Raw genomic sequence first — 5,385 nt, 5'->3', positions numbered from 1 at the left:
CGCTGCTGACAGCCGGCCATCAAGATGACAACGCGCTACCAGTCAGCAAGCAGGGCTTCTCGTGGATCACGTAAAACCACTACCGCCCCACGCTCCTAGGAGCTTCTTCGCACCGGACTCCCTTGGAACATCAGTGATGTGCCAATTTGGGTTTTCGCCGGTTGGGGCTTCCCACCCGGCGGAAACGAGAAAATGCGAATTGAGCGGCCAGACGTCAGCCGAAAGAAATTCCTCAGAAACGAGTTCCAAGGACAAACCGGATTTACGCGGGGTGGCCTGAGCATAGGGTGCACAGTCCTCCGCCGTTCCGTGCCCGTATTCGACGCTGATGAAGTCGTCGTCTTTGAGCCACAGCAGATCGTCCGTCAGCGACTGCACTGCGTCTGCCCATAAAATCTCTTCGCTGGGCCCTTCCGGGGACAGGCCTTGCCATTCGCCTTCGCCGTTGGAGGGGACGTCACTCCCGGGTTCCGCGGACGGTAGGTTCACATTCCACTTAATTTGTGCAGGATTCTGAACGCCGCGGCATTCCCGCAACCCGGCGAGGAGGGTTGACGCGACGTCCCCTAGCGGGACGGACTCTTTGATCCACATATCGTGGTGATCTCGGACCGGTGTCCAGCCAAGTTCGAGCATCCGTCTGACATCTTGCGGCCAGTCCTCAGTGCCAACTACTAATGCTGAGGGGAGTGAGCAATGGGCCCCTTCTGCCGTGCTTGTTGCCGTGGCGAACAGTGGAATGTCCAACTGTTCGCCTTCTTCCACGACCCGGAGTTCAAGTGAGGCGCCCTCTGGGGTTTCGGACACGGTTTCGGAGAGCAAGTGTTGGACTCGTCGCCACTCGCTCTCGGATTCGTCGTCTATGTCCTCCGCTAGGTCGGTGCTCCCCGCTACCAGCCTCAGTCCGTTACTCAAGACACCGAATTCGGCCTGCATGCTGAGCAGCGACGGTCGTTCCACTCCCCGTACTACCTGCTGTTTCACCCAGTCGTCGTATGCGAATTCAGTCTCGGGAGAACGGTCTAGCTCCGATGCCGTCTCGGAAAAGTCGAGCGCGGCACAGATGAAGTCCGATCCCTGCCAGTTCCAGGCCTGCAGGATCGGAGGAAGGCCTACCGCGGCCATGGCCCCGTTCCACGAGCCGCTGCCTAAGAATTCGGACACAGTCTCCGCCGGGGCCGGCCAGACCGTGTAGTCGGATACTTCAAGAAATTCTCGGAACTGGGCCCGCCCCAGATCGTATTCCCGCGCGTAGAGCTGCCTACCTGATGCACGATTCAGCTGCCTCAACGCCCCCAGAACAAAACACACAGCACTTCGCCGCACTGAGGCGGGCGCATCGGACACGAAACGTTCAAGGTCGTCCACCACGCTTGCTTCCTCAGGCGAAAGCGGTTCAGCCAGGTCTGCGCTGAGCCCCTCGAGCATGCCGTAAACCGCGAAGACGCCATAGTCGAGATAAGGGGAATGGCAGGTCATCGGGTAATCGACGTTGAGCCCTACTTTCTGGCAAATCTCTTCGTAAACGTCGGTCGCCGAGTTGTGCAGCCAGTGAAATCTGTGTTGAAGGACCATTGACCGGCGAACCGATTCCGCGGATGGTCCGCCGTCGACAAGGCCGCCGTGGACGTCTTCCTGAATCAGTTGACGCAGCGAACGGATTTCACTCGCGATGGCGTCCGCACGGCTTTGTTCATCTTGGACCGTAACTTCTTCCCGGAGACGGTCCAGGAACCGCTTTGGGGACTCAGCACCTTCATACAGGGTGGCTATCCGCTCCCCCTGGGCGTAAGCGGCCACAATCATTTCCCAGATTTGGCTCCGGCCGGTCGAAGTTACTTCAGATACGTTCTTCGTCGGCCGATTCGAGTCCTCCTGGAGCAGGCGAAGGGAGGCACCAACATCGGGTCCGGCGTTCACGACTCCCCGCAAAACGCCACTGGCCCAATTGGCCAAGGACGCTTCTGTCTTCTCACCGCCCGGAGTTGGGAGCCTGCCGAACCGTGACAGGAACTCCGTATAGTCAACAAGCCGTCTCTCGTGTCGGACTTCGCGCGCCGACTTCAAAGTGTCCGCATACTCAAGCACAAGCGAAATCTCATTGGAGATTGGTACTCCTGCAGCCCGGAGCTTGCGGTGTTTGACCAACCACGCATAGACCGGCGATGCGGATCCTGGGATGTGGCCCGCTTCGGTTAACGCCGCCATAACCTTTGCGCACTCCGTGTTCTCGCGGACGGGATTTGCCTTTCGCTTCTTGACAGGTTCAACGTCTTTGGCGGCCTCCGCTATTCGGGTGCACTCTGCGATGAGCTCAGCGATGTTCTCATTGATTTCGGCACCCCCAGCTGTCCGAGATCCGGCGAGACGCCGCTTAACCCAGAAGGCGAGGTTCTTTTCTTCCTTCGGCGCCAACTTCGCAAAGCCGGGCATGCGTCCGTGGGCCTTTACGAATTCGTTCAACTGCTCAAGTCGAGCATCGCGTTTGTGCTCGGTGTGCGCTTTGAGTTGATCCGCGAGAGCCAGCACCTCCAAAGTTTCCGGCGCCATTTCGGCGCCGGCGGCGCGAAGTCGGCGCGCGTTCGCGATCCAGCCGTGGGTCTGGCTGTCTTCGGTACTCGAAGGGACGTGGTCGGCGCACTCAAGAGCCTGTCGTACTCTCTCCCTTGCCGCGATCTCGTTGAATTCCGTTCGCGATGGGTACTTGTCGTAGAGATCGAGGATGCTCTGTCGGCGCTCAGCGTACTCGCTGGGCTCGTAAGCGCGGGTGCTTTCGCGAGCATGGTTGCGCATCCAAGACGCAATCGTCCGCTCTTTCTCCTCATCCAGACTGAGCGCATCGGTGTCGGTGAAGCTGGCCCGTGGAATGTGCCCGTGCTGGGCGCACCAGTCCTGAGCCTCCAGCAACATCGCATCAGGATCAGCATTCTTCCTGGTAGCCAACGCGCCAGGAACCGCGTTGAGCAAATCAATGTGGTTCTGGGGCATGGTCCCGTCTTTGAATGCCATTCGCTTGTTGATGAGCCATAGTGCGAGCCCTCGCTCTTCGTCCCGCGTGCTCAGTGGCATTCGGCCGTGCTCAGCGTGGAATGCCGCGAGGTCCGCAACCCATTCGGCGATTGACCGAACTTTTCGCGTCGAGTCAGCCGGGACGAGGGGCTCAAGCAACTCGGAGCGTTTAGCAGAGAGTTCTCCTTTGTTGCGCGCGATGACCTGATAGTTTAGCCAGGCCGCCAAGCTGCGTTCGGGTGGGTTGGCCGCCGCGAAGAGCGGGCGCCTTCCGTTTGTGCGGATGAACTCTGCGAGCTCCGCAATCCGATCAGCATATGTCTGCCGCGGAGCCAACGCGCTCCCAAGATCCTCCATCAGCTCCAGACGATCCGCAGCGAGGTGCCCGGCGTTCCGCAGCATCTGTTGCGTCGTGGTCCAACGCCCCAAGGCTGCTTCGGCCGCGTCTTCAGACTCTGCCCTCGGGCGGCGCTCAGTTCGCTCAATGAACGCCTTCAATTCACCGTAGCGCGCCATGAACCGGCGATCCTGCTCTTCGCTTGACATAGTCGTCCTAGTCTTTATATCCATAAGCGTCTTGGACAGCCCACTGCACGCGGGTGCATGCAGTGGGCCGCTGGTTCCCCGCATACCGTAGCGGTAGGGATCCACGTATGTGAGCCGCAACCTCGAGTTTTGAATAACAGGAGGGCAACGAATTCCTAGGCGCCGCCCTACCCCGGGATCTGGATCCGTGCGGCTTCCTGCATCAGCGGGGTGGAGATCATTACTGTCGCAGCACCAGGAGCGATGTCGAATGCAATGAATCCCCGCGCCTTGTCACCCGGCAGAATGTCGCCGGAGCCCAGCTGGTTGTCCGCGAAGAGGCTTAGATCAGCTTTGCGTCCATTGGAGTCCTTGGCGGAGAAATAGAACGGGTTGGAACTGGTCTTGCCCGCTTCGGTTTCCCATAGGACGTCCAGGAGCAAGTAGCTGCCGTTCTTGGGTGCTGTCGCGAAGGCCGTGGTGGTCACAGCGTCCGTCCGCGCGGCGGAGATAATCGTGACTTTGGCGACGTCGCCATTGCCCATCTTGACGCTGAAGGGAGTGCCGACGGCGGGTCCGGCAGCAACCGCGGGCGCGACCGGCGACGGAGCAGCGACGGCCGGGACAGCACTGGCAGTCGGGGTAGCTGCAACAGCCTCCGCGGACGACGGCGCTGCAGCGGGGCTGGCATCGCTGGTCTTGGTGGTGCCGCCGGAGCAGGAGCCCAGGGCGATGCCCAGCGCCAGAACACCGGCAGGGATGAGGACGCGCTTCTTCTTGAAGAACGGTCGTGGCCGGGGCGCTGCAATCGCGGCGGGCAAGGGCTGGGAGAGGTTCTCATGGGACATGTGGTGCCTTTCTACAGGTGAATGAATGGTGCGTGAGGCTGCTACTGCTTTTCCCATTTGCCGCAGCGGCTGGACTTGAAGTCTTGGCCGCCGGAGAGGGCGACTGAGGGCCGGCCGCCGCCGGGGAGATCGTTGTCGATGATGTTGCTGCCGTTGCTGCCGGTTGCGTAGATGCCCCAGTAACAGGAGGAGCCGACGTCGGCTGCCGCCCGGTAGGTGCCTGGCTCGATGTCAGTACCCACGGTCCAGGTGCCGTCGCCGATAGTGTTGGCCGCCTTTGTCTTCTCGGCGCCGGTGACAGCCTCTTCGCGGACTTTGACAGCAGCCTCGGCAGTCTTGACGGCTGCGTCGGCCTTGCCCACCTCCGTTTCCCTGGCGGTGACCTTGGCTTCGCGGGCCGCAATACCGTTCTGGAGCGTGTCGTACTTGGATTTCATCGACTCGTAGCTGGACCGGGCCGAGTCGCGGTCCGACTCCACGGACGCTTTCTCCCCCGCCAGCGCCATGTAGGCGTCGCTGGACTTCGGGTCCGGCAGGGTGGTGCCGACGGCGGTCGCCCCTGCCAGCAGGGCCACGGCGGCGACGGTGGCAATGATCCGCCGCTTGCGCCCCGGCTTGGCCCCGCCCGAAGCCGGCTGCGCCTCCTCACGTACGTCTTTCAGATGCGGTCCCGCCGGCTCGTTCGTCTCGGTGTTCAACATGTTCTCTTCCTCTGTACTCGGGTGGCTGCTGAGCGGCGGCGGGATACCGATCCCCCAATGCGTGGTTCCCCGCCGCCGTCGCAGCTCCGGAGGATTCCTTCGTAGCTGCAGAACGAAGCTATGGCGACCCGGCACAACAGGAGCCAATGAACACTGATAACCCCCGTTATCAGCAACTGACCGAAATAGTCACCACACACCGCTGATATGTAGGTCGGGTTGTCAAGAGGCAGAGGTGAGCGGCTCCTGGGTTTGTGGTTCCGGGGGCCGCTCATCGTGTGCCGGGCCGGTTGTGGTGTGAG

3 protein-coding genes are annotated in these 5,385 nt (G+C 61.2%); all 3 read right to left on the bottom strand.

Annotated elements, in window-relative coordinates; all coding sequences use genetic code 11:
- Positions 1-66 precede the first annotated feature (66 nt).
- The 3 genes from AC50X9_RS21135 to AC50X9_RS21125 all read right to left on the bottom strand — a co-directional run bounded on the left by AC50X9_RS21135 (position 67) and on the right by AC50X9_RS21125 (position 5,083).
- Positions 67-3,555 carry a TY-Chap domain-containing protein gene (locus tag AC50X9_RS21135; RefSeq protein WP_494897037.1) on the bottom strand — a complete coding sequence of 1,163 codons (3,489 nt, stop codon included), beginning with the start codon at positions 3,553-3,555 and terminating at the stop codon, positions 67-69.
- Positions 3,556-3,722: 167 nt separating this feature from the next.
- Positions 3,723-4,382 carry a DUF4352 domain-containing protein gene (locus tag AC50X9_RS21130; RefSeq protein WP_494897033.1) on the bottom strand — a complete coding sequence of 220 codons (660 nt, stop codon included), beginning with the start codon at positions 4,380-4,382 and terminating at the stop codon, positions 3,723-3,725.
- A gap of 41 nt (positions 4,383-4,423) precedes the next feature.
- Positions 4,424-5,083, bottom strand: coding sequence for a PspA/IM30 family protein (locus tag AC50X9_RS21125; protein ID WP_494897028.1), 660 nt, complete (start codon positions 5,081-5,083; stop codon positions 4,424-4,426).
- Between the last annotated feature and the right edge of the window lie 302 nt (positions 5,084-5,385).

The organism is Pseudarthrobacter sp. HLT1-3 (assembly GCF_059383535.1).
Note: the sequence above shows the minus strand (reverse complement) of the source record. Positions and strands in the feature narration are given on the sequence as shown.

Coding starts and splice junctions, on each gene's coding strand:
- AC50X9_RS21135 (WP_494897037.1), bottom strand. CDS start 3,555: ATGTCAAGCGAAGAGCAGGATCGCCGGTTCATGGCGCGCTACGGTGAA.
- AC50X9_RS21130 (WP_494897033.1), bottom strand. CDS start 4,382: ATGTCCCATGAGAACCTCTCCCAGCCCTTGCCCGCCGCGATTGCAGCG.
- AC50X9_RS21125 (WP_494897028.1), bottom strand. CDS start 5,083: ATGTTGAACACCGAGACGAACGAGCCGGCGGGACCGCATCTGAAAGAC.